Source organism: Flavobacterium sp. (assembly GCF_043722275.1).
Classification (GTDB): domain Bacteria; phylum Bacteroidota; class Bacteroidia; order Flavobacteriales; family Flavobacteriaceae; genus Flavobacterium.
Window position 1 is genome coordinate 1 of the sequence record NZ_JAYSPC010000123.1, and the last position, 23010, is coordinate 23010.

23 protein-coding genes are annotated in these 23010 nt (G+C 33.8%); 18 read left to right on the forward strand and 5 right to left on the reverse strand.

Going from position 1 to position 23010, the window contains the following annotated elements; genetic code table 11:
- Positions 1–279 precede the first annotated feature (279 nt).
- Both ACHZDT_RS15245 and ACHZDT_RS15250 read left to right on the forward strand, forming a co-directional pair.
- On the forward strand, positions 280–1011 hold the full coding sequence (locus ACHZDT_RS15245) for a hypothetical protein (protein WP_394775478.1): 732 nt from the start codon (positions 280–282) through the stop codon (positions 1009–1011).
- Between the two features lie 491 nt (positions 1012–1502).
- Positions 1503–1817, forward strand: a complete 315-nt coding sequence (locus tag ACHZDT_RS15250) for a hypothetical protein (protein WP_394775479.1) — start codon at positions 1503–1505, stop codon at positions 1815–1817.
- Between the two features lie 10 nt (positions 1818–1827).
- Here the strand turns inward: ACHZDT_RS15250 and ACHZDT_RS15255 are convergent, their stop codons facing one another.
- The gene (locus ACHZDT_RS15255; RefSeq protein WP_394775480.1) at positions 1828–2415 is read right to left on the reverse strand and encodes a TetR/AcrR family transcriptional regulator; all 588 of its coding nucleotides are present in this window, start codon (positions 2413–2415) and stop codon (positions 1828–1830) included.
- 336 nt (positions 2416–2751) lie between these two features.
- Between ACHZDT_RS15255 and ACHZDT_RS15260 the strand changes: the two genes are divergently transcribed.
- The 13 genes from ACHZDT_RS15260 to ACHZDT_RS15320 all read left to right on the forward strand — a co-directional run bounded on the left by ACHZDT_RS15260 (position 2752) and on the right by ACHZDT_RS15320 (position 13718).
- Entirely contained in the window at positions 2752–3243 is a 492-nt protein-coding gene (locus tag ACHZDT_RS15260) for a GNAT family N-acetyltransferase (RefSeq protein ID WP_394775481.1), read from the forward strand.
- 2 nt (positions 3244–3245) lie between these two features.
- Complete coding sequence (locus ACHZDT_RS15265; RefSeq protein WP_394775482.1) at positions 3246–3734, forward strand: MarR family winged helix-turn-helix transcriptional regulator; 489 nt, start codon at positions 3246–3248, stop codon at positions 3732–3734.
- A gap of 331 nt (positions 3735–4065) precedes the next feature.
- Positions 4066–4635 (forward strand): Crp/Fnr family transcriptional regulator, encoded by a 570-nt coding sequence (locus tag ACHZDT_RS15270; RefSeq protein ID WP_394775483.1) that lies wholly within the window; start codon positions 4066–4068, stop codon positions 4633–4635.
- Positions 4636–5105: 470 nt separating this feature from the next.
- Positions 5106–5660 carry a YceI family protein gene (locus tag ACHZDT_RS15275; protein ID WP_394775484.1) on the forward strand — a complete coding sequence of 185 codons (555 nt, stop codon included), beginning with the start codon at positions 5106–5108 and terminating at the stop codon, positions 5658–5660.
- A 4-nt stretch (positions 5661–5664) separates the two neighbouring features.
- Positions 5665–5883 carry a 4-oxalocrotonate tautomerase family protein gene (locus ACHZDT_RS15280; protein WP_394775485.1) on the forward strand — a complete coding sequence of 73 codons (219 nt, stop codon included), beginning with the start codon at positions 5665–5667 and terminating at the stop codon, positions 5881–5883.
- A 5-nt stretch (positions 5884–5888) separates the two neighbouring features.
- Entirely contained in the window at positions 5889–6623 is a 735-nt protein-coding gene (locus ACHZDT_RS15285) for an SDR family NAD(P)-dependent oxidoreductase (RefSeq protein ID WP_394775486.1), read from the forward strand.
- A 73-nt stretch (positions 6624–6696) separates the two neighbouring features.
- The gene (locus tag ACHZDT_RS15290; protein WP_394775487.1) at positions 6697–7074 is read left to right on the forward strand and encodes a nuclear transport factor 2 family protein; all 378 of its coding nucleotides are present in this window, start codon (positions 6697–6699) and stop codon (positions 7072–7074) included.
- A gap of 16 nt (positions 7075–7090) precedes the next feature.
- A complete protein-coding gene (locus tag ACHZDT_RS15295) occupies positions 7091–8176 on the forward strand; it encodes an NAD(P)H-dependent flavin oxidoreductase (RefSeq protein ID WP_394775488.1) in 1086 nt (361 codons plus the stop codon).
- Between the two features lie 443 nt (positions 8177–8619).
- Positions 8620–9921, forward strand: coding sequence for an epoxide hydrolase family protein (locus tag ACHZDT_RS15300; RefSeq protein ID WP_394775489.1), 1302 nt, complete (start codon positions 8620–8622; stop codon positions 9919–9921).
- 181 nt (positions 9922–10102) lie between these two features.
- Positions 10103–10510 carry a cupin domain-containing protein gene (locus tag ACHZDT_RS15305; protein ID WP_394775490.1) on the forward strand — a complete coding sequence of 136 codons (408 nt, stop codon included), beginning with the start codon at positions 10103–10105 and terminating at the stop codon, positions 10508–10510.
- Between the two features lie 144 nt (positions 10511–10654).
- The gene (locus ACHZDT_RS15310; RefSeq protein ID WP_394775491.1) at positions 10655–11683 is read left to right on the forward strand and encodes an alpha/beta fold hydrolase; all 1029 of its coding nucleotides are present in this window, start codon (positions 10655–10657) and stop codon (positions 11681–11683) included.
- 270 nt (positions 11684–11953) lie between these two features.
- Positions 11954–12970 (forward strand): sensor histidine kinase, encoded by a 1017-nt coding sequence (locus tag ACHZDT_RS15315; RefSeq protein WP_394775492.1) that lies wholly within the window; start codon positions 11954–11956, stop codon positions 12968–12970.
- Positions 12951–13718, forward strand: a complete 768-nt coding sequence (locus tag ACHZDT_RS15320; RefSeq protein ID WP_394775493.1) for a LytR/AlgR family response regulator transcription factor — start codon at positions 12951–12953, stop codon at positions 13716–13718. Before ACHZDT_RS15315 ends, ACHZDT_RS15320 begins: the two co-directional genes overlap by 20 nt.
- Before the next feature lie 486 nt (positions 13719–14204).
- Here ACHZDT_RS15320 and ACHZDT_RS15325 read toward each other — a convergent pair whose 3' ends face one another.
- The 3 genes from ACHZDT_RS15325 to ACHZDT_RS15335 all read right to left on the reverse strand — a co-directional run bounded on the left by ACHZDT_RS15325 (position 14205) and on the right by ACHZDT_RS15335 (position 16510).
- Positions 14205–15005, reverse strand: coding sequence for a DUF1223 domain-containing protein (locus tag ACHZDT_RS15325; protein ID WP_394775494.1), 801 nt, complete (start codon positions 15003–15005; stop codon positions 14205–14207).
- Between the two features lie 94 nt (positions 15006–15099).
- Entirely contained in the window at positions 15100–15489 is a 390-nt protein-coding gene (locus ACHZDT_RS15330) for a DoxX family protein (protein ID WP_394775495.1), read from the reverse strand.
- A 379-nt stretch (positions 15490–15868) separates the two neighbouring features.
- Entirely contained in the window at positions 15869–16510 is a 642-nt protein-coding gene (locus ACHZDT_RS15335) for an FMN-dependent NADH-azoreductase (protein WP_394775496.1), read from the reverse strand.
- A gap of 76 nt (positions 16511–16586) precedes the next feature.
- Here ACHZDT_RS15335 and ACHZDT_RS15340 point away from each other — a divergent pair, with 76 nt between their 5' ends.
- Complete coding sequence (locus ACHZDT_RS15340) at positions 16587–18047, forward strand: PLP-dependent aminotransferase family protein (protein ID WP_394775497.1); 1461 nt, start codon at positions 16587–16589, stop codon at positions 18045–18047.
- 129 nt (positions 18048–18176) lie between these two features.
- Positions 18177–18611 (forward strand): carboxymuconolactone decarboxylase family protein, encoded by a 435-nt coding sequence (locus tag ACHZDT_RS15345; protein ID WP_394775498.1) that lies wholly within the window; start codon positions 18177–18179, stop codon positions 18609–18611.
- Positions 18612–18696: 85 nt separating this feature from the next.
- Here ACHZDT_RS15345 and ACHZDT_RS15350 read toward each other — a convergent pair whose 3' ends face one another.
- The gene (locus ACHZDT_RS15350) at positions 18697–19806 is read right to left on the reverse strand and encodes a PepSY-associated TM helix domain-containing protein (RefSeq protein WP_394775499.1); all 1110 of its coding nucleotides are present in this window, start codon (positions 19804–19806) and stop codon (positions 18697–18699) included.
- A 430-nt stretch (positions 19807–20236) separates the two neighbouring features.
- On the opposite strand from ACHZDT_RS15350, the gene ACHZDT_RS15355 reads away from it, so the two are divergent.
- The gene (locus tag ACHZDT_RS15355) at positions 20237–22624 is read left to right on the forward strand and encodes a TonB-dependent receptor (protein ID WP_394775500.1); all 2388 of its coding nucleotides are present in this window, start codon (positions 20237–20239) and stop codon (positions 22622–22624) included.
- Positions 22625–23010 lie beyond the last annotated feature (386 nt).

Below are 23010 nucleotides of genomic sequence, written 5' to 3' on the forward strand. Positions count from 1 at the left end.
CTCTCCTATCCTCTCCTCTCCTATCCTCTCCTCTCCTCTCCTCTCCACTCCTCTCCTCTCCTATCCTATCCTCCTCTGTTTCTCAACTCCTTTCCGCAACCTTCACTACTCCCCTCTCCATGCATGATCGCAACATAGTTTCTGACTCTCCACAATTACTGCACCATCAGCACAGCAAGTTCTTCATCACATTATACCTTATTTCTTATTCTAGAACTATCATATTTATTACATACGATTCTTACTAAAGCATCTCTATCTTATTTCACATGAATGTAGATGGATGCCGCTCTTCTATACCGGCTCGCCTCTCTTAATCAACAACAATTAAAAACCGGGACTGGAACCAGACTCAGAACTGATTCTGGAATTTTTCCTGCATCAAAGAAGAATCTTTCCAAGGCGTCTGAGAAGAAAGATGAGACTTATGAATCTTATTCTTCACAATCATCTGTTCCTAGGGATGAATATCAAGATAAACACTCTCTCTCACAGGATGCAGAACAACATCACACACGCAAACCCACTCATCCTTCTGGAATCCGCACCCAAGATCCTTCTAGAAGGCCTCCGACAAAGCCCAATCTAAACATTTTTGTAGACTCTCCAGGATTACATAGAGATTCCAGACAGGATCCAGGATCCTCAGCTATAAGTACACCGGACACTGAATCATCAAAAAATTATAAAAATAATTTTAATACTAATTTATCTCTAAGTGTATCCCCGCATGAAACTTCAATGGAATTCGAAAAATGGAATAATTTATCAGAAAATGAAATGCAAACCTTTTCCCCTAAAGGGGTACAGTCAAGCAGACAAGGTTGGGGACCTAGAACTGATTCCAGTAATCCTATACAATCATCTGGTAACATTATGGAAGAAGAGGAAGAGAACGTTCCGTGGAACAGTTCTAGAGCTGTTGGGAAGAATGACGTGCTCTTAGGATTTCAATTAAACAGAACAGTTGAAAGATCTAATACTGGTGCGTACTGTATTGTCACTGTATAACACTTCTATCATTCTATCGTATGAAACTTATCTGATTGCATTCTTAAAGCAAGAAAAATAACGAAACTATTATGTGTTTATCATTGAGTATGAATGCATCACAATTCAGTGCTATTTGACATTACAATTGTTGATTTTTAACTTATAATTGTTAGTCCTATTACATCATTCACTCCTTTCTACTTGCATGCGTACTGCATTTGCAACAATACGTACTGCATTTGTAATAGTACACACTGCACTTGCAATAATACGTTTTCTCATTTATCCATTATTACCGACAGATATATTATTATCTACATTCATATAGTTTTTATCAATATATCATAATTCATCATTATATTCTATCGACAGATACCAGAGAACGTAAATCTTCTACTAAAAAGAAGAACAGAGATCCTAACAGGCCTCTATCTCCCACCCAAGAATCAGTGGATGAGTCATTGATAGTGGAATTCAAGGGTCCAAGGTCTGCTGATTATGACTCTGGAATGAGCAAGTCCAAGTTCCACAGTGGCATGGGTCAAGGTAGAGGAGAAGGTAGAGGACAGCAGGGTAAGAATAATCAATTATCTGAGTACAGTGAGGGAGAAATGAAGATTGATGGTCCCTGGCAAGATGATAAAGGTACTGTGAACGTACTGTACTTACTTGACTGTTTTATAGAGTGTTATTATGTAGATTTTTTTAAATATCATACTAACATCTGTTCAGATTATTTTAAATTTGATGCTGATATTGATATTGATATTGATATTGATTTTTGTGATTGTGTTTTTTTTATGACCGAAAGGTCATTTTTATAATAAAAAAAAATTAGAGTGTGTTTTCCTCTATTATTTTTTTCAGGGTTTTAATGATAATCTTCATCTTATCATTACTGCCTGACATCCTTGAAATTAGATGACCGCCTTCCATCATGGCAAACATAACGATTGCAAATTCATCGGCATTCCACTCAGGATTAAACTCTCCGTTAGTAATTCCTTTGTTAACACTACTGGCTAATAATTGCTGATTAGCGTTACAGCCTTTATTTATTTTTTCTTTGACAACAGGATTGGTATCATCAGCCTCAGTCCCGAAATTCAATAACGGACAACCACCAGTAAGTGGAGGATTTATAGCATTACTGAAAAAATCGATATAAGTAAACAGTTCTTCTTTAGCAGTTTTGCTTTTACTAATTGCAGATACAAGTTTATCACCCAATACCTTCATATTATGATCAACGGCAGCACAAGCCAGCACATCCTTATTTTCAAAATGAACGTACATACTTCCTTTAGACAACTTTGTAGCCTCCATAATATCGCTCATAGAAGTTGCAGCGATTCCTTTTATATTGAATATTGGGGCTGCTTTTTCTATGATAAATTGTTTGGTTTCTTCTCCCTTTGTCATGGTAACTTTCATTTTACGAGTACAAATATATGACCGATTGGTCATATATACAAATGTTTTTGATATTTTGTGATAAGTTTCACATTTGATAGCGGGATTTTATTTTAGAAATATCACAAAAAGTGCCAGTTTATTTAACGCAGATTCGGCAGATTTGGGCAGATTCTGAAGAGATTTTTTAAATTTAAACCAGGTAAAAAAATAATTGAAGTAATCTGCAATATCTGCTTAAATTTTTTTTTAAATCTGCGTGAAACAAAAAAACAATAATTTTTAGTCAAATATTTTTATTTATGTATTTAACTACGTAGTTTTGTATTATAAATTTTCAAAGACATGAAACCACTAATTATTCCAATAGAAAATAAATACGCAGATACAATTGTAGATTTAATTTTAAACATTCAGCAAAAAGAGTTTAATGTCGCAATCACAATAGACGACCAACCGGATTTATTAAACATTCAAAACTTTTATTACACAAATGGCGGATGTTTTTGGGGAGCATTCATAAATGATGAATTAGTGGGTACAATTGCATTAGTGAAATTTTCAGACAATGAAGCCGCGATTAGAAAAATGTTTGTAAAAAAAGAATTCCGTGGAAAAGAGTTTTCTATTGCACAACAATTATTAGACACTTTAATTAATTATTGCAATGAAAATCAAATTGATGATTTATATTTGGGAACAATATCAATATTAGAAGCCGCTTTGCGTTTTTACGAAAGAAACAATTTTAATCGTATTGAAAAAGAATCGCTTCCGCAGACATTTCCAGTTATGAGCGCCGACAATGTATTTTGTCATTTAAAACTAAAAAAATAAGGATGAATATTATAGATGAATCGGGGATTTTAGCCATTTCAACACGATTGCAGCGTCTCAGCGAGCAATTGCGAAAAGACGGCGCTTTATTGTACAAATCATACGGAATCGATTTTGAACCCAAATGGTTTCCGGTAATTTATACCCTGCATCATAAAGAAGTTTTGAGCGTTGTCGAAATTGCAAACGAAATTGGTTATACACATCCTTCCACCATAAGTTTGCTTAAGGAACTCGAAAAACAAAAGCTAATTCGTTCAAAAAAAGACAAATTAGACGAACGTAAACGACTATTATCACTTACACCAAAAGGGCAGGAACTTATCCTGAAAATGAAACCGATTTGGAATGTCATGTCGACCGTACTCACTGAAATTGCCGACAATCAAAATAATTTACTTCAGGCAATCAACGAAGCCGAAAACAAAATAATACATCAGAGTTTTTTACAAAGAGCGTTGCAGTTGAAGAGTGAGGAGAAAAGTTACTAAGACGCTAAGTATCTGAGTTTCTAAGTTTTTTTCTATTGTCACCCTGAGCAAAGTCGAAGGGCTTTCCCTATTGAAATTTAGAATTTAAAATTGTCACTCTGCCCGAAGTCGAAGAATTAGGAGCTATTTCTTGCTTTCCGCTACAATCTTTTTATTTTTTAAAGAAAAAAATAAAAAGGATTTCCACTTCAATCAGGGCTAGAAATTAGTTTCATAACAAATATAGAAGATAAAAAAACTCAGTAACTCAGAACCTCAGACCTTCAAGAAAAACCTTTAAAGAAAAAAACTCAGTAACTTAGCCACTCAGAACCTCAGTACCTCAAAAAAAATGACCTCCAAAGAAATCCTAAAAGAACACATCGCAAAAACGGCTTCGTTAACAAACGAGGACTTCGATTATTTCTTTTCGCATTTTAAACCTTTATCATTCAAAAAAGGGCAAACCATTATTAGCGAAGGCGACAAAGTAGATTGCGAATATTTTGTGATTTCAGGTTGTTTAAAAGCTTTTTTTATCAATGACGAAATCAAAATGTACATTCTGCAATTTGCAATGCCAACATGGTGGACATCAGATTATACAGCTTTGTACAATCAAACACCCGCGACCATAAATGTAGATTGCATCTCTGATGTCGAATTGCTTTGTCTTTCTAATAGTGACCGCGAAAAATTGTGCAGTGAATTTCATCAAATAGAACATTTTTTCCGCTGGAGAACCAACAAAGGATATATCGCATCACAAAAACGACTTTTATCTTTTATGAATAACAATGTCAAAACCCGTTACGAAGAACTTTTGGCATTATATCCACAACTTTACAATTTAGTTCCCAAACATTTAATTGCCGCTTATCTGGGTGTTTCAAGAGAAACCTTAAGCCGACTTAACTCGTAAAAGCTTTTTTAAACAGATTAAAAAATGACTTTATTTCACGCAGATTTTTAAAAGATTTAAGCAGATAAACGCAGATTATTTAGTTTGTATTTTTCCGCGTAGTTTGTCATCCTGAGCGGAGTCGAAGGACACACTACAACTCCGCAAAATAAAGCGGCAATCTTTGTCGAGCTACTTACGTGTCCTTCGACTCCGCTCAGGAGGACAAAAAAGGAGGACAAAAAAGGAGGATAAAAAATCGACATAAAATAAACTTAACGTAATTTAAAAAATCCTGTTCAAATTTGCTTAAATCTTTTTAAAATCTTCGTGAAACAAAACTTTGCGCCTCTGAGACTTTGCGCGATTAAAAATAAAGCGTGAAACAAAAACCTTCGCCTCTTGCACCTTAAAAAAGATAGTGATCTACATCACGTAACCAATTTCCATACCCGCCGTTCCTTTGTACTGTACTTTTAAATACAATAAAAATGGAAACAACAAATTTTAAAATCGTAAGCGCAAATAGCCAAATCGATTGGACTGGTAGAAAAATTACCGGTGCACATAATGGAACAATTGATATCAAAGAAGGTATTTTTACACTGAATGACGGGAAAATAAAAGAGGGTTTTATCATCATTAATACATCAACAATTAAAATTCTGGACATTGCAGATCCTGATACAAATGCTCAATTTGCCGGACATCTTGCATCAGATGATTTTTTCTCTATCGAAAAATTCCCAACCGCATTATTTGATATTCTTTTAGTAAAAGAATTATCAGAAAACAGATATTATCTTGAAGGAAACCTTACTATCAAAGATATTTCTAATATTGTTGGTTTTGAAGTTAATGTAGAGCATAACAAAAATGAAATCAGACTATTTGGTAAATTGGTTATTGACCGTACTAAATTTAATATCAAATTCCGTTCAGGAAACTTCTTCAAAGATTTAGGAGATACATTAATCTACAACGACTTTGAGTTGGATTTTAATATTACAGCCGAAGCTGCATTTTCTGCACAATCTAAAAACTAAAGCCATGCCTTACGTAAAACTAGAATTGACTCGTGAAGGTGTAACCCGCGAGCAAAAACAGGAATTAATAAGCGGAATCACTAATTTGATTACCAGTGTATTAAACAAAGATCCGCATTTGACCCATGTTGTAATTCAGGAAATTGAACTGGACGATTGGGGTTACGCAGGAGAACAAGTATCAGTATTAAGAGAAAAAGGCATTACAGCCGATAAAAAATAAATATCATGAAAAAACAAACGATAATCGTTACCGGAGCAGCTTCCGGAATAGGAAAAGGAATCGCCAAATACTTTTTGGACAGAGGCGATAATGTTGTAATTAATTCCATAACTCCATCTTCATTAGAAAAAACTTATAATGAATTTGGCGCCGGAGAAAACCTGGCAATGTTTGCCGGAGATGTAAGCAACAAACAAACAGGCGAACAATTGATAAAAATCGCTTTAGAAAAATTTGGTTCTGTAGATGTATTGGTGAACAATGCCGGAATCTTTGATAGTAAACCATTCCTGGAAGTTGATGAAGCTTATTTAGATAAATTTTTGACAACAAACCTAAAAGGGACATATTTTACCACACAATCGGCAATTGCTCAAATGTTGAAACAACAAGATGGAGTTGTAATCAATATAGGAACGCCTTTGGTAAATCACGGATTGGGCGGATGGCCGGCTTCGGCTCCTGTAGCAAGTAAAGGTGCAATTCACGCTTTGACGATTCAGTTAGCGGCAGAATTTGGTAAACAAAACATTCGCGTTAATACCATTGCGCCGGGTGTTATTCGTACGCCAATGCACGGTGATAATGCAGATAAAAGCGCGGGATTACATTTGCTAAACAAAGTAGGGGAGATTGATGATGTTGCCGAAATGGTATATACCGTGGCAAAAAGCAAATTTATTACCGGTTCAATCATCAATGTTGATGGTGGTAAAGGTGCAGGACATAATTTAAATTAAGTTGAAAACTATTTTATTAATTGCTTTTATGCTCTGTATTTTACAGGGCGTAAAAGCTCAAAATAATACTAAAATGGAAAATCAGGCAGACGTGTCAGCGATTACTGATGCATTAGAAAATTATTATTTTAAAGGAATTTACGAAGGTGATGCAATACGTTTGGGAAGTATTTTTTATGAAGGAGCTTTGCTTTTTGGAGATATAAAAGGTCAGCCTTATTTTAAAACGGTCGATCTTTACCTGAGTGGTGTCAAAAACCGACAAAGTCCTAAAGATTCGGGAAAGCCTTTTAAAGGAGAAATTTTGAAGATTAACGTAGTAAATTCAATTGCTACAGCCGAAATTAATGTAAAAATGTACGAGTTTAATTATCGGGATTTTTTATCTTTCCATAAGATTAACGGAAAATGGCTTATTGTCAATAAAATGCTGACGGATATAAGCGAATAAACTTAAATAAAAAGCAATGTGGTACAATACAAAAGCTACAGAATTATTAGGTATTGATTATCCGATAATGCAGGGACCATTTGGAGGTAATTTATCAACGGTAGAATTAACTGCTGCGGTATCAAATGCAGGCGGACTTGGCGGATATGGTGCCTATACAATGTCTCCTCAGGAAATTTATGATGTCGACAAACAGTTAAAAGCAGCAACAAATAAACCGTATAACATTAATCTTTGGGTTTCTGATCATGACATACCTGAATCTGGTCTTTCAGACGAACAATACAGTAAAACAAAAACATTATACAAACCTTATTTTGATGAAGTTGGGATTCCGTTACCGGAAAAACCAACTCCGTTTCAGTCCAGATTTGAAAATCAGTTGCAAGTAATTTTAGACATAAAACCTAAGGTTTTCAGTTTTATGTTTGGAGTACTTTCTGCCGATGTTTTAGAACAATGTAAGAGATCCGGAATCGTAACCGTTGGCGCGGCAACAACATTAGATGAAGCTGTTTTTCTCGAAAATTCTGGCGTAGATATGATTATCGCATCGGGTTTTGAGGCTGGCGGACATCGACCTTCATTTTTGGCTTCCGCCGAATCATCCTTAACCGGAACTTTTGTATTGTTACAACTTATTCGGGAAAAAGTAAAAATTCCAGTTATCGCAGCGGGCGGAATCGCTAACGGAAAAGGTATTGCCGCAGCATTAGCTTTAGGCGCAGATGCTGCCCAAATAGGAACCGCATTTCTTGCCACCGATGAATCGAATGCTTTGCCTATTCACAGAGAAATGTTGTTTTCTAACGCAGCAAAATATACTACTTTGACACGTGCTTATACCGGACGTTTAGGTCGCGGATTAACAAGCAGAATTGCCAAAGAAATTTCGGGTAAGGAAACAGATATTCTGCCATTTCCGTTACAGACTACGCTTATATCGCCATTACGAAAAGCGGCTCTTGATCAGCAAAAATGGGATATGATTTTATTTTGGGGCGGACAAATTGCACCCATTTTAAAACATACAAAAGCTACAGAATTAATGCATTCCTTGATTGAAGAAACAACAACTTATTTTGATGATTTGAAAGCTTAAAAATAATAAAGAAATTAATTGACCAAAGCCTGATTATGCGATCGGGCTTTTTTATTATAAGACTATTAGGTGTCAATTTTTTCACGCAGATTTTAAAAAGATTTAAGCAGATGTGCGCAGATGATTATCTCGAATTAAATCTGCTATAATCTTTTTAAAATCTGCGTGAAACATTTTTTTTAATCCTTTATCTGTAGTTATTTTTTTAATCTATCGAATTGTTTCCTACTTATAGTATAGAATGCAAAATCCCTTTTTCTTCCATATAATTTGATTTTAAAAGGAAATTCTACAAAATCCAAATATTGTAAAATTTTCAAGTTTGAGAATGTCCGTTTCGGGTTCAACTTCGTCCGTTTTGACTATTTACTGATTTTATAGCCTGTGATATCGACATAGTTTTGTCGAAGAAATTAATCACAATAACATAATTTATAATCAAAATGGAAACAATTCAAAAAAACAAACGCAGCTTCCTAAACGCAATTGCAACAGGAACTTTTATGCTGATCGCTGCAACTAGCTTCGGACAAAAAAAAGAGGTACAGAATAAAGTAGATTCAGAAGCAATTCGTCCGTATCACATCAGTATTTCACAAGAAGCCTTAACTGAACTTCGCAATCGAGTAAACGCAACAAGATGGCCGGATAAAGAAACTGTCACAGACCAATCACAAGGAGTTAAATTACAGCAAATTCAAAGCCTTGTAAAATATTGGGGAACAACTTATGACTGGCGTAAAACAGAAAACAAATTAAATGCATTACCTCAATTTGTAACCAATATCGATGGATTAGACATTCAGTTCATTCATATTAAATCAAAACATAAAAATGCCTTACCATTAATAATTACTCATGGTTGGCCGGGATCTTTTTTTGAACTTTTAAAAGTAATCGGGCCATTAACAGATCCTACTGCTTACGGTGGAAAAGCCGAAGATGCCTTTGATCTTGTAATTCCGTCAATGCCGGGTTATGGTTTTTCTGAAAAACCAACAGCAACTGGTTGGGGACCGGAAAAAATTGGAAATGCCTGGGATATTTTAATGAAACGTTTGGGATATAAAAACTACGTATCTCAAGGCGGCGATTGGGGTTCTGTAATTGCAGATGCAATGGCACGTCAGGCGCCACAAGGATTATTAGGTATTCATGTAAATATGCCGGCAACGGTTCCTGCTGATATTGCAAAAGCATTAAAAGATGGTGATCCGGCGCCTGAAGGATTATCGGTTAAGGAAAAAGCAGCTTTTGTTTCTCTTAATAAATTATATACAAAAGGCGGAGGTTATGCCGGAATGATGGTTACGCGTCCGCAAACTTTAGGCTACGGACTTACAGATTCTCCTGTTGGATTGGCTTCCTTTTTCTTGGATAAATTCAACGACTGGACGTATAGCGGAGGAAATGCCGAAAAATCACTTACGAAAGATGAAATACTGGACGATATTTCTTTGTTTTGGTTGACAAATACCGCAAATTCATCGGCTCAATTGTATTGGGAAAATAATACCAACAATTTTAATGTGGCAGAACAAAAAACAAACGACATTAAAATTCCAGTTGCGGTAACTGTTTTCCCGGGAGAAATTTATCAAGCACCAAAAAGCTGGACTGAAAAAGCATATAAAAACCTGATTTATTTTAATGAAGTATCAAAAGGCGGTCATTTTGCTTCTTGGGAAGAACCACAACTTTTTACCGAAGAACTTCGTGCAGCTTTTAAATCATTGAGAAAATAATAAACTGATATAATAAATACCTAACAGGTTTTGAAAACCTGTTAGGATACTCAAAACCTATTTTTCTATGTGTTTTAAATTAAAGCCACAGATTAAAAGGATTATAAAGATTAAAAAATAAAATCTGCACAATCTGCAAAATCTGCGAGAAAAATTTAACACGTAATCAAAAACAAAGAATATGAAAACAAATACAAACTTTAGTATATATACAATTGCCATTCTTGCTTTTATGGCTTTGATCTCAAACAACGCATTTGCACAACAAAACGGAATTAAACGTACAGATTTACAAAAACACGATCTAAGCATTTCCGGACATGAAACGGTTCAGGCAAGAATTGATTTTGATGCTCATACCTCAGTTGGAAAACATGCTCATCCGGGAGAAGAAGTAATCTATGTTTTAGAAGGCGTTTTAGAATATCAAATTGAGGATGAAAAACCAGTAACATTAAAAGCGGGAGAAGTACTTTTTATTCCGGCAGGAAAATTTCATTCGGCAAAAAATAATAGTAATGATAAAGCTTCTGAACTGGCGACGTATATTGTTGAGAAAGGAAAACCAATTTTGGTAATGAAAAAATAAATCACCGCAATATTCAGGTTTTAGTCTGTCCGTTTTAATCTTTACTTCGTCCGTTTCAACTATTTTTTCATTGTATAAGGATTGTTATCAAGATACTTTTGACGAAGAAATCAACTATTAATCAAACTATTAAAAATAATAATCATGAAAATAATACAAAAAAGCAAAAGCAATTTTATCAATGAAATAACTTCTAAAATGCTTTTAATCGCAGCTTTATTTTTTACGCTGACATTTGTAAATGCGCAATTAGATAGAACAATAAAAACAGCAAGTTCATTAGGAACATTAAAACAAATCAACGCAGGTTTATTGAATATAGGATATACAGAAGCAGGACCATCAACGGGAACTCCGGTAATTTTACTTCACGGATGGCCTTACGACATTCACAGTTATAATGAAGTCGTTCCTATTTTAGCAGCAAAAGGATACAGAGTATTAACTCCGTATTTAAGAGGTTCAGGAACAACAACATTTTTATCAAAAGATACTTTTAGAAACGGACAGCAAGCAGCATTAGCGACAGATATCATTGCTTTTATGGATGCGCTAAAAATTGATAAAGCCATTATTGGCGGATTTGATTGGGGAGCAAGAACAGCGGTTGTAATGGCGGCACTTTGGCCGGAACGCTTAAACGGATTAGTTTCGGTAAGTGGTTATCTGGTGGTAAATCTTGAAGCGAATTTAAAACCATTGTCTCCTCAGGCAGAATTAGGTTGGTGGTATCAGTATTATTTTGCAACCGAAAGAGGGAAAATCGGCTATAGCCAAAATACCTATGAATTTAATAAACTGATATGGAAAATTGCTTCTCCGTTATGGAATTTCGATAAAGCAACTTACGATCAAACAGCACAATCATTTAACAATCCGGATCACGTTGCAATTGTCATTCATAATTACAGATGGAGACAATCTCTGGAAGCGGGAGAATCTAAATATGATAGTTTAGAAAAGAAACTCGCAACAAGACCTGCAATTAAAGTTCCAACAATTACAATAGGAAGCGATTTTGACGGCGCAAATATTGACGGAAAAGGGTACGCCAATAAATTCACAGGTAAATATGAACACAGAATCCTAAAGGGAATAGGGCATAATGTACCGCAAGAAGATCCAAAAGCATTTGCGCAGGCGATTATAGATGTAGATAATTTTAAGAATTAAAAATTTAGAATTAAAAATTAAAAATTTAATAGCAGCTTAAAAAAAATTAAACGTATAGAAAACAGCTATTTACGTAAAGTTCACAACGATTAACACACCGTTTGTGAACTTTGCGTTTTTATTAAATTTTCATTGTAAAAAATCTTTGAGTTCTCTTCGATAAATTTTTTACACCCTTACAGTTAAATTCACCTGCTAAATTCAGCGTTTAAATAATTTTCAAAATACCCTATCTTTGAAAAGCAAGATTAAAAAACAAACACACAAATTATGGAAAAAGTAAAACGCTTTCAGGTTTCCCGAAAAGTTATTTGGGGAAGTTCTATAGCATTGGCGATTCTTGCTTCAATACCCAAATTATTCGATACAAATTCAACGCTTGGAGATATAATAATCAACTCTTCGATTACATTACTTTTTTCTGTTTTTATTTGGTATTATAATATTTACAGTTTACCCAAATTTTCGTCGCAAAGAACCCATAAAAGTTTGTTCAACTGGAAACTTTTATTAAGTGTTGTAATGGGGATTTTGGTGATGGTTATTTTGGTAATTGGACATCAGGAACTTTTTCAGATATCAAAAATGGAAGCTCCAATTATGTTTGAATTACGCGGAGTTTTAATCAATCTGATTGTATATATGTTCCTGCATTTGCTTTTTCAAAATTATCAAAGCCAACAATTGGGAGTAGAATTAGAACGTACCAAAGCCGTAAATCTTGGCGCACAATATGAGTTATTAAAACAACAGGTAAATCCGCATTTTTTATTCAATAGTTTGAATACTTTGAAATCCATGGTAGATATTCAGGACCCGCAGAGTTCTGATTTTATTTTAAAATTATCTGACTTTTATCGTTTTACGCTTGAAAGCAGAAAATTAGATGTGATTCCGTTACGAGAAGAACTTCAGATTTTAGATTCTTATGTTTATTTGCTAAAAGCCCGTTTTGAAGATGGATTTGTTTTAGAAAATGAAGTTGATCAACGACAATATGATTCGGCTGTTCCGCCATTTACACTACAATTATTAATCGAAAATTGCATCAAACACAATGTGGTTTCTCTTGATAAACCTTTGCACATAAAACTTTATACCGAAGGAGATTTCCTGGTAATCGAAAACAAAATACAACTCAAACGCGGCGTATTATCAACCGGTGTTGGATTAGATAATATCAACCAGCGTTTTATGCATTTGATGCAAAAAGAAATTGAAATTGATAAAACCGAAACTACTTTTAAAGTAAAAATACCAATGCTTTATGACTATCGTAATAATTGAAGATGAAGTAAAAACGGCCAAAGCACTTGGTCAGTTGATTCTAAGTATCAGACCTGATGCCCAAATTTTGTCGTATATTCAAAGTATAGACGGAGCTGTGACTTATCTTTTAGAAAATGATCAGCCAGATCTTATTTTTATGGATATTCAGCTTGCAGATGGTTTATGTTTTGAAATTTTCAAAAATGTTGAAGTATTATCGCCCGTAATATTTTGTACGGCATTTGACGATTATGCAATTGAAGCTTTCAAATCAAACGGAATCGATTATGTACTGAAGCCTTTCTCGCGTGAAAGTATTGCTCAGGCGATTAAAAAAGCGGGTGAATTAAAGAATTTCTTCCAAAGAAATAAAAAAGCAATGCCTGATTTTGATTATTTATTAACCAGAAATGGCGAAAATAAAGGAAAAAGCAGTTTTTTGGTTTTTAAAAATAATAAATATCAAACTGTTCTAACAGAGAATATTGCTTTTTTCTTTATCAAAAATGAAACTCCAACAATTATGACTTTTGATAAGGTCGAATATCAAATAGCGCAATCTCTGGATGAGGTACACAAGCTGTTATCTCAAACGCAGTTTTTTAGAACGAACAGACAATATTTGGTTAATTTTTCGGCCATCAGAGAAGCGGAACATTATTTTTCGCGTAAGCTGATCATCAAATTAACAATCCAAACAGAAGAAAAATTATTAGTTGGAAAAGATAAAGCGACCGCTTTTTTAAGTTGGTTAGAGAATAGGTAAAAGTTTAAATATTAAATGATTACAATTGTCCCTAAACCCGACAGGTTTTAAAAACCTGCCGGGTTTGTTAGTATGTGATTTCTTGTTCTCCGAAACGACAGTCTTTTTCCAATAAAAACCTGCTCAATCTGCAAAATCTGCGAGAAATAGAAATAGAAACGAAATGACAAATCATTGTAAAAATACAAATTCTCAAAACCTTAAAGTTAAACCCGACAGGTTTCAAAAACCTGTCAGGTTTGTCAGGATGTGATTTCTCATTCTTCGAAACGACAGTCTTTTTCCAATAAAAACTTGCTCAATCTGCAAAATCTGCGAGAAATAAAAATAAAAATCTAAACGACAAATCATTGTAAAAATACAAGTTCTCAAAACCTTAAAGTTAAACCCGACAGGTTTTTAAAACCTGTCGGGTTTGTCAATAGCAATGTAATCTTAATTAATCAGTGAAAATCCGTTTAAACCCGTATCATCCGTGGGCAATTTCTATTTCAAATCAACCTTCGCTGTAGCGGAAATTTTCCCGGTTGAAGTATTTTGGATAAAACCAATTAACTCCCAATCTTTTGTATTAAAACCTATAGGTTTTTCAATTGCAATATTTCCTTCCTTTTCATTTAAAGTAAAACTTTTAAGCTGTTTCACAATCTGAACGTGATGCAATGTATTTCCTTTATTTTCACCGCGCTTAACGTTTGATGTTGCTTCTTTTTGAACCGTTGCAATAAATAAACTTGTATTTTTTTGAATAAGATTTGTTCTAAAATTAATATTCAAAGAATCTCTATCAGAACTCGAGCTAAGTTCCAGACTTGAATTTTGTGTTGTTTCTAAAGCATCAGAAACTTTTTTGTAAAGACTGGCTTCGTTATATCCTGCAAATTCTGTAGTTCCGTTGATGATAAATTGAGGCGTGTACATTACGTAGAGATTCAGCCAGTTTTGATATTGCTGCTGACGAACCGTAAATTTGTTCGAACTAAACTGATCTTTCCAACCCAAACGATCCCAATAATCAACGTGATATGCCAGGAAATAAATGTTTTTGTCTTTGGTTTCGTTTTGCAATTTCGCCATTAATTCATCAGCAGGAGGACAGCTCGAACAACCTTCGGAAGTAAAAAGTTCTACAATGGCAAAACTGTTATTATTAGTCGTTTCTATTTTGTTTTTTTTAGATGTTAATTTTCCCGTTAGTTCTTCATGACTATCCGGAAACATGAAACAATTCAGGAAAAAAAGGCTTGAAAGCGCAATAGTTGTGGTTATTAAAAATGCATTTTTCATATAATTTTATTTTTGAATTTGGACAATTGTAATGTCAAAAAATGCCCAAAGATTCTCAGACATTTTTTTCTTTTTATAATGGATTTTGTGATGATTAATTTGCAATAATATAAGTTGCAGTATATAATTTTCTGAACATAATATACGTCACACTTACCATTACAAATGCAATTATAGTATCAATAGTTGCAGAAAAATCAAGTACGGCAAGTTTTGAAAAGAAGGCAAATGTGATGTCAAAAAACACACCTGCAAATACCCATTCTTTCAATCTTAATAATCTATTCGGAATTAATAATGTGATAACTCCTGACAATTTCATTACGCCAAGTAAATAAATAAAATGTGCAGGATAACCCAATTGTAGTGTAATTCCCCAAACTAAAGGATTTTTAGTAAGTTCGAATATTCCGCTGGTACCAAACCATAAAGAAGTTAATACGATTCCTGTCCAATAAATAATTTTAGTTGTTTTTACATTCATGATTTCTATTTTTTAAGTTGATTTATAGGACAAATTTGCGCTATAAGTCATCAACTTAAAATTGAAATTATGCTGAAACGGACAATTTAAAGTTTAAAATAGACAATCTGAAAGTTGATTTAATTTTGAAGTTTTTGTGTTAAATGAAATTCAGAAATAGTAAATCGTAATTTGATTAAAACGTGGATATTAAGAAATATTTGTAAAAGTTAATCTGCGTTTTTTTTGTCATCCTGAGCGAAGTCGAAGGACACATAAGTAGCTCTACAATTTAAGAAATACTTTGCGTTAGTTTCTTGTGGAGATCCCTCGTTCCTCGGAATGACAATGATTGTGGTTATTTCGTGGGAAATAGTACATAATCCATAAAAGAGATACTTTAAGGCACTTCGCTTTCAATAAGAGAATGTATTTTTTGATGGGAATTTTTGATTGTTTCTTTGAATATTTCCGGATCAAACGAAGATCCGTCAACCGTAACCAAATGAATATTATGAACGCCCATAACATTAAAAACTGTCTTTAAATAATTACTCTGAAAATTCATATGTTCGTTAAAACCTCCTTTTTCATATCCCTGAGAACCTCTTGAAAGCAAGAGAAACAACGTTTTGTTTTCAAGTAATCCAATATAAGGATTTTCCATATTCTCCGGATTCAATTTCCATGTTTTATTAATTCGCACAACCTGATCGATATATGCTTTTAAAGCGCTGGGAATTGACCAGTTATACATAGGCGCAGCCAAAACAATAATATCTGCCTCATGCAATTCTGATATATAGGAATCGCTTATTTTTAAGGCTTCTTTGTCTTCTTGAGATCTTTCTTCTTCGGGTTTAAATGCCGATGCCAGCCAACTTTCATTAATATGCGGCACGGCTGAAATCCCTATTTCGCGAAAGGTAATAACAGCATTATCATGAAGATTTCTCCAATGATTTACAAATACTTCGGTAAGTTTTCTGCTGTGGGAATTTTGCGTTCTCGCGCTTGAATTAAGGATTAATACATTTTTCATTTTGATAATTTTTTTCAAATGTAAAGCTGTTTTGGGTTAACTTTGTATACCAATTTTTATAAAAACTACAGCCCAGATGTTGCCATACAAATCCCTAATTCAAATTGATCGAAATGCTTCGGTAAATATTTACATTCAGGTGTGTAATAATTTTATATCGCTGATTACAAACGGTACGCTTCAGCCATCTGATATTTTGCCGAGTTCCCGCATTCTCGCAGAATTAATTGGCATTAATCGAAATACTGTCAAATTAGCTTATGAAGAATTAATAAGTCAGGGCTGGGCAGAATCTGTGGAGCGAAAAGGTGTTTTTGTATTGTCGAAATTGCCATCGATTTCTAAAGTGATACTTCCTAAAACAAATAAAAATAATAATCAGAAGGAATCATTTATCTGGACTAATAATTTTAAGAATGTAACTTTAACCAGGAACCTTCAAAATTCAATTCTTACTATCGATGATGGATTTCCTGATGTTCGTCTGGCGCCTGTAGATCAGCTTATGCGGGAATACAGAAGTCTTTCGAGAAAATTTTACGGAAAAAATTTCTTGAAATACGGAAGTTCAAAAGGATCTGAACATCTTCGTATTTCGCTTTCAAATTATCTTTCAAACACAAGAGGTTTAGTGGCGCCATCAGAAGATATTCTGATAACAAAAGGCAGCCAAATGGGGATTTATTTAACGGCGCAATTGCTTTTAAATCTGGATGATATTGTGGCTGTCGGAACGTCAAATTATCGTTTTGCCGATGATACTTTTAAACATTGTGGTGCAAAATTAGTTCGAATTCCTATTGATGAAAACGGAATGGACATTGATTATCTGGAGCATATTTTACAAAAACAAACCATAAAAGCCGTTTATATTATTCCGCATCACCATTTTCCAACAACGGTTACGCTGAGTATGGAACGCCGATTAAAGTTGTTAAATCTGGCGAAGGAATATCGTTTTGCGATTATTGAAGATGATTATGATTTTGATTTTCATTACGAAAACAAGCCTTATTTGCCTTTGGCGAGTATTGATCACAATCATAATGTGATTTATATAGGTTCGATTTCTAAGACTTTTGCCCCGGCTTTACGAATTGGTTTTATGTCCGGACCTTCAGCATTTATTAACGCTGCCGCCGCTTTACGTGAATTGATTGACAAACAGGGCGACACACTTCTTGAAGATGCATTTTCGGTTATGTTTAATAATGGCGATATGGAAAGGCATTTTCGTAAATCCCTGAAAATCTATAAACAACGCAGGAATCTTTTTTGTGATATTCTTCAATCGGATTTTAAAAATACAATTGAATTCACAATTCCGGAAGGCGGACTTGCAGTTTGGTCCACTTTTGATAAGAAAATAAATTTAGAAAAAATGTCCCAAAATGCAGAGAAAAACGGACTTCATCTTGGCAACGGAAAGTTCTATAAAAATGAAGTTTTTGATACTAATGCAATGAGAATTGGTTTTGCATCAATCGATGAAAATGAAATAGAGAAAGCATTCGAAATACTTAAAAAAAGCATTTGATATCTGGGCTGGTCTTTATTTTAAAATTGGTATATTTTGCATCCAGTTTGTTGTTTAATTTTGCTGAATAAATAAATAATCTACTATAATTCGATTTTAAATAAAGTATTAATTATAAAAAATAAAAAGATGCAAACACGAATTCAAATTGACAAAATTGAGCCGGCTGGATATAATGCCATTCTGGGACTTGAAAAATTTATTGAAAGCACGTCGCTGACAAGAACGCATAAAGAACTGATTAAAATTAGGGCTTCGCAAATAAATGGCTGTGCATTTTGTATTAATATGCATACTAAAGATGCGCGTAAAGCCGGTGAAACAGAACAGCGTATTTATGCTTTGAATGCGTGGCGCGAAACTCCGTTTTTCACTGAGGAAGAACGCGCAATTTTAGCTTTGACCGAAGAAATTACTTTGATTAGCAATCATGTAAAAGATGAAACTTATGCAGCAGCAGCAAAAGTGCTGGATGAAAAATATCTTGCTCAGGTAATTTTAGCCATTATTACCATAAATGCCTGGAACAGAATTGGTATTGCAACAAACCTTATTCCGGCTTAATTAATAATAGAAGATTTAATTTCAATAAAAAACGCCTTCAAATTTACTGTTTGAAGGCGTTTTTTATGTTGTTTTCAAGCGTATTTTATTTCTTATTTTTCTTTTTTCCAAGCCAGATCAATAATCCTGTAATTGGTAATGTTGCGGCAAAAAGAGCGACCATAAATGCAATTATTTTGGTAGTTAAACCATAAATACTTCCGGTATGAATTGGGTAATTCAGACGTTTTATTTTGTCTCCGGTTGAGAAAGATTCGTAAGGTCTTGCTTCAATTTCTTTGGTAGTATATTTGTCAAAATAAGCAGCGCTGGATTGATTTGGAATCGTTTTTTCAATGTTTTCCTTTAATACTAAAATACTATTGATCGTATCAACAGGCATTCTGATTTGAATATTTCCCGTGTACGGAAAAATACTGTCGGTTTTGTTGTAAATGCTTTGATAAAAGGCAGTATTGTTGAGTTTAGGATCAATTTTTGTTGGGTTTTCTACTTTTGCCGAAGGTTTTTTTGTCGTTCCGTCAGCCAGAAAATAAACTCCGTCCTGAAACCAGCTAAAGGCAAATGATAATCCGGTTAGGGAAATAACCAATAAAACTAAAAAGCTGTAAAACCCAAAAGTCGAATGAAAATCCAAATTGACTCTTTTGAACGAAGCGCTCCATTTTACTGTTAATCTTTGTTTTAAGTTTTTTATTTTCTTTGTCCACCATAAAATGATACCTGAAATAAGCATAAAAGCCAAGATTAAACAAGATGTTCCCATAATGATTTCGCCAGTTTCTCCCAATAACAATTGCCTGTGTATAGATAAAACGACTACAAAAAACCTGCTTTCCTGCGGAGTTGTTGCGAGAACTTTTCCCGTATATGGATCAATTGAAAAAAATTGAGCTTTTTTATCTGAATCCTTTCCTAAAATTTGCATCGTTCTTGAAGGATCATTAAACGTATAAATACGGGTTATCTTTTTTATTGCATATTGTTTCTGTAATATATCGGTACAATAATCAATTGTCTTTTTTGTTGTTCCAATTCTTGTAACCTTATAATATTCAGGATTTATTGTATTGTCAATTTCTTTTTCAAAAACCAAAATACTGCCTGTTAATGCAGCTATAAATACAATTAAACCAGAACCAAGTCCGAGCCATAAATGCAGGAAACCAATTTTTTTCTTAAATCCTTTCTTCATACAGGGTATTTTTCCAAATCTATTTTTCAAATAAATAACTATTTGATTTGTTAAGCGTAAAAATAGAGTTGCTGAGTTTTTTCTAAAATTCTGCCACAAATTTATGCTTATTTAGACTAATTCTACTAAAACTTTAAAATAAAATCAATCTTATTAAAGTTTAAATTCAGGAGAAATTCTCCAACTCATAAAATGTAATTTACCTGTTTTTGTTAGTGTAATTTCATCTTCAGAATTCTCAAAAACATTTGATTTAAGAATGTATAAATTATATAAAAACGACTGATTGTTTGTGCCGTAGACTACTTCAAAAAAATTATTATTCAGAATTATTATAAATAATACTTGTTAAACAAGTATTAATTTCTACTTTTGCACTGTTTTTATTAATTCTAAATAAGAGCAAATATTAACCAAAAACTTAAATTCAATGAAATATCTTTACTTAAGAACGTCAAAGTTTTTATTTATTCTGATCTTTTTATTTTCAGTCTTTTCTTCTTTTGCACAACAAAATACGGGGAAAATAAAAGGAGAAATAACAACTTCAAACGGGAAATCAGCTTCAGGAGCGATCATTATTCTTAAAAATTCAAAATATAAAAGCACTTCAAATAGTGACGGTAGTTTTAGATTTAATAAAGTTGTCGAAAACATCTACACTTTACAAACTTCTTTAGCAGGTTATGAAACAATCGAAAAAGAAATTACAGTGGCAAATAATGAAACAATAAATGTGAATTTACAATTGAAATTTTCAGGAAAAGAGGATGAAGTTTCAGAAAAAAACGGCGATCAACTGGATGAAATTATTGTTTCGGCAAGCAGAAAAGTAGAAACTTTATCAAAAACACCATCATCTGTAACGGTAATTAATGCAAAGGATATCGAAGATTTATCAATCGTGAGTCCTAACATTGCAAATATTGTGGCTTTTGCAGTTCCGGGTTTAGGATCAGCAACAAATAATACGGGTAATTATGGACAGACACTTCGCGGAAGAAATCCGCTGGTTCTTATTGATGGAATTCCTCAATCGACTCCATTAAAATCTGCAGGAAGAGAAATTCGTTCTATCGATCCCTCTGTAATTGAACGCATTGAGGTTATCAAAGGCGCAACGGCTATTTATGGTAACGGAGCTGATGGTGGATTGATTAACTACATTACAAAATCAGGCAAAACTCAAAAGAAATTTGCGGGATATAGTGAGGCTGGAACTACAGGAAACATAAAAGGGGATAGTACTGCCGGATATAGATTTAACCAACAGTTTTACGGAAAAATCAGCAAGTTTAATTATATGGTAAGCGGAACTTATGAAAAAACGGGTGTTTTTCGTGATGGCGAAGGCGAAGTTATTTCACCGGAATATGGTTTAGGTGAAACTAAAACCTATAATGTTTTTACTAAATTGGGTTATGATTTAACTGATAAACAAAGGTTTGAATTGATGTATAATTATTTCAGTTCAAATCAGGATTCTGATTTTATTCTTAAAAATGGTGTTTACGGCGTAAGTCCGGCAATTGGAATTCTTGGCAACAGACCAGGATCTGATGAAGGAACGCGCTACAATCACAATGCGAATTTTCAATATGTAAATAAGGAAATTTTTGGAAAAACGTCATTAACGGCAAATTTATATTTTCAGGATTTCCTGACTATATTTTCTAATTCTACGTTTTTCTACGGAAGCGGACAATCACAAACGGCATCACAAAAAAAGGGTTTCAGAGTTTATTTAAATACACCTTTTACGGTTTCTTCAAACTTTACGGGTGATATAATTTATGGTTTTGATTTACTAAATGATAAAACAAACCAAAAACTGGTTGATGGCCGCGTTTGGGTTCCAAATATCAACATGGTCAATCTGGCTCCTTATGCGCAAATTTCGACGCAGATTTTTAGCGATTTTAATTTGAAAGCGGGTTTACGTGCCGAAAATATTAAGATAAATATCGACGATTATAATACGCTTGCAACAGGAGCAAACGGAGCAGGAAGTATTGCCGTAAAAGGCGGCGATCTTACCTATGATGCTTTTGTTTTTAATACGGGTTTGAGATATTCAAGATTTAAATTCTTTAATCCTTTTGTGAGTTTTTCCCAGTCTTTTTCGGTATTTGATTTAGGTCGTGTGCTTACAAATGCCAAGGAAGATGCGGTATCAAAGTTACAGACAAAACCTATTATTGTTAACAATTATGAAGGAGGATTTAGCAGTCAGTTAGGGAAATTTAATTGGAGTGCGGCGTATTATTTCAGTACTTCAAAATTAGGAACAAATCTGGTTCAGGTTGATGGTTATTTAGTTGCTGAACGTTTACCGGAAAGAGTTTGGGGTTATGAAGTTCAGGCAGATTATCAAATTATCAAGCAATTGACAATAGGAGGAAATTATGCGTATGTGCAGGGTAGAGGTGATAAGGATTCTGACGGGCATTTTTACGGACCCACGGATATTTATTTAAAATCTAACAGAATTCCTCCATCAAAAGTAACGGGTTATGCAAAATATGGTGATAAGAGATTAAATGTAGAATTATACTGGATGATGGTTGGTGATCGCGATGTTTTTCAGCCAAATGCAAAAGGCACTTATGCAATTGGTGAAGGTCCGATAAAATCTTTCAACTTATGGAATCTGGCTACGGCTTACAGAGTTACGGAGCAAATCAGGGTAAAACTAGGAATAGAAAATTTACTAAATACAGATTATTATACGACAACTTCTCAGTTTTACGGTACTAATGCGAATTATACAAGAGGAAACGGTTCTAGATTTAACCTTGCTCTTGGTTATAGTTTTTAGTCTGGTTCTGAGTATTCAGTCTCAGTTTACAGTCTCAGTTTTTGAAAATTGAAATTTGTATACTGAATACTGAGACTGAAAACTTATAGTTTTTTTATATAAAGATGTTTTTTGTTTTTTTATTGGAGGTTTCTGGCAATCTTTTTTGTCAGGAACCTTTTTTTATTTTAATTATTAAAGGGTTTCTTTCCATTCTAAAAGATAAAACGATCCAAATGATTTTTATTCATGTAGATTAATGAATTGCCTCCAGCTTTAGCTGGGGGTACAAATGAAACCTAGATTAGGCTTTAGCCAAAATACGTTGCAATTTCGGCTAAAGCCATATTTATTAATCAATCATATACCTCCAGCTAAAGCTGGAGGCAATTCAGAAAATGAATGTG